General features: G+C 40.7%; 2 protein-coding genes and 1 pseudogene. 2 read left to right on the top strand and 1 reads right to left on the bottom strand.

Features of this window, described 5'->3' with window-relative positions; translation table 11 throughout:
• Nucleotides 1-176 (top strand): annotated as a pseudogene (locus tag BM283_RS17665) (IS1595 family transposase); the annotation flags it as partial.
• 364 nt (nt 177-540) lie between these two features.
• Nucleotides 541-1,362, top strand: a complete 822-nt coding sequence (locus BM283_RS17660) for a hypothetical protein (RefSeq protein ID WP_090695467.1) — start codon at nt 541-543, stop codon at nt 1,360-1,362.
• A gap of 411 nt (nt 1,363-1,773) precedes the next feature.
• On the opposite strand, the gene BM283_RS17655 is transcribed toward BM283_RS17660, so the two are convergent.
• Nucleotides 1,774-2,121, bottom strand: a 348-nt coding sequence (locus BM283_RS17655) for a hypothetical protein (protein ID WP_217646607.1), incomplete at its 5' end; no start/stop codon positions are given.

Raw genomic sequence — 2,121 nt, 5'->3', positions numbered from 1 at the left:
ATATTAACGGTATCGAATCTTTCTGGAGTTTCGCAAAAAGACGTTTGGCAAAATTCAATGGCGTGCCTGAGCATACTTTTTATCTTCACTTGAAAGAAACCGAATTTCGTTTTAATCATCGACATGATAATCTCTATCTTCAAATTCTTAAATTATTACGTCTAAACCCGCTTTAACTTCCTAAGACCCAATATTTAATACCTTATTATTAATCTTATATTGTTCTTAAAATAAAAAATGTATGCATTTGCATTATTGCTTTGTTATTTACTACTCCTTTATATTGCTTAACAACAAAGTGAAATTACCTTGAACAACTTTAAACAATGATTTATTCATTGTTTAAAGTGAACTTATTTGCTTTGTTGATAGCTTCTTCTTTTTTTAATCATTCTTATTTTAATAATTTCTTCCTATCTTTCATTTTAATAATTTCTGGTTTATTAGCCGACTAAAAGAGAACTAACTAATGCAGTTTTTCATGCATCACACTTATTCTCTATACGCTTGGCTATAAGCTATAAGTTATAAGGAGGCAGTATGTATAAATCTACTTTAACATTGAAGAAAACACTCATATTGATCGGTACATGCATGTTTGCCAGTATGGCATTCGCTCAGACCACTGGGACCACAGGTGGTACTAATACCACGGGCGGTACTAATACCACGGGCGGTACTAATACCACTGGCGGTACTAATACCACTGGCGGTACTGGTACCACTGACTTTACTGGTACCACTGGCAGTACTGATCAGACCGCTTGTTATGAATGGGATAAGTTTCCGAATGAGCGATTTAATCTTAATGTAAAAATGCATAGTTCTCTTTCTAGTGGAACTAGTGGAAGTGGAGGAACTGGAGGAACAGATTCTAGCCAAGGCCAACAAACAGCTTACAGCGTTCATGGTAAACATGTGATCGGTAGTGCTTTCATGGCAACGGTAGAAGGCACTGTCGTTACTGCTGGCGAAACCTCCGGTACCACGGGTACGACAGGAACGAACACTGGTTCGACTGGAGCTCATTTAGGTCTTCTTGCTAAATGGGTCAGAGGAGATGGGCAAACTGCTGATTTCGTTCGGTCAGTAACGGTGGACTGTACCTCGGATGAAGCAAGTTCAACGCCGAATACATGGACCTGTGAAAGTAGAAATGAGTTTAATATTTACCATGGTTCTTCCAAGCTCACCAAGGTGGATGGGACACAAGACCAGGCTTGCAACGCTTTTGAAGATAGTCAGCAACGTGCAAACGCAGGTTTAACTGCTAATTCTCTGCAGGGTGTTAACTCCAGTGTTTTAAATTCAAATCAGGGTCAGCAAAATCAGAATCAGCAGGGTCAAAATCCGGCACAGTAACGTATAACTGTTACATAAAGATACAAAAAGGCCGCATATGCGGCCTTTTTTTGGTTTTCCCGGTCAAACCACGTTGCTTTGGCTTTCTGCCTCTTCGTTTATCTCGTACTCAGGTGTTGATAACACCCTTATTTGAGCCAAATCGGTTAACCACATCCGATAGCAAACGGTTCTTTACGCCTCTAGTTTTCTGTGGTCGGGCGGGCGTGCGCGAGGAATACAAACTCACAGCGGAGAAAATAACTCCACCTGATTTTCTTCGACTGGTCATTAGCACACGACCGCTGCATATTCTATTTGTAGCGCTTCAAAGTATTACAAGTTTACACTCAAATATTTTGACAATCTTGTTGGCAATGGTGCCGAATCGCGGATTGCTATTTTCTGAAAGTGATTTGTATAAAATGTGAATTAAGAGCTAACTCGTAAAAGATTCCAGAAAAATAGAGCCGCAGCCAGCTTTCCGAATACATGCACCATAAGCCTGTTATAAGAACGAGCTTTGCTGGCACATTCAATGCCTGTTCTTTCTTCAATCCAGGTAAATAAGGCTTCAATCGGTTGCCGCACGCGAGACACCGCGGTAGACAACCATTGATCCTGTGGTTCCAGATAGTGTTGCCCTTTTTGTTTTTTAACCGGTGTCAAGACGGTCAGATTCTGGGCTTGCCTGACCTCTTCGGCGTCAGGCCGTTGATAAGCTTTATCTCCATACAGTTCGTTGTTGTACAATTGTGGCCGAATCTGATCAAATATCCT

The sequence above is a fragment of the Nitrosomonas sp. Nm34 genome (assembly GCF_900113925.1).
Lineage (GTDB): Bacteria > Pseudomonadota > Gammaproteobacteria > Burkholderiales > Nitrosomonadaceae > Nitrosomonas.
The sequence above is the reverse complement of the archived record's forward strand: the minus strand, read 5'-3'. Positions and strand labels throughout refer to the sequence as shown.

Excerpts from the sequence above, each read along its gene's own strand:
- BM283_RS17660 (WP_090695467.1), top strand. The coding sequence starts at position 541 with ATGTATAAATCTACTTTAACATTGAAGAAAACACTCATATTGATCGGT.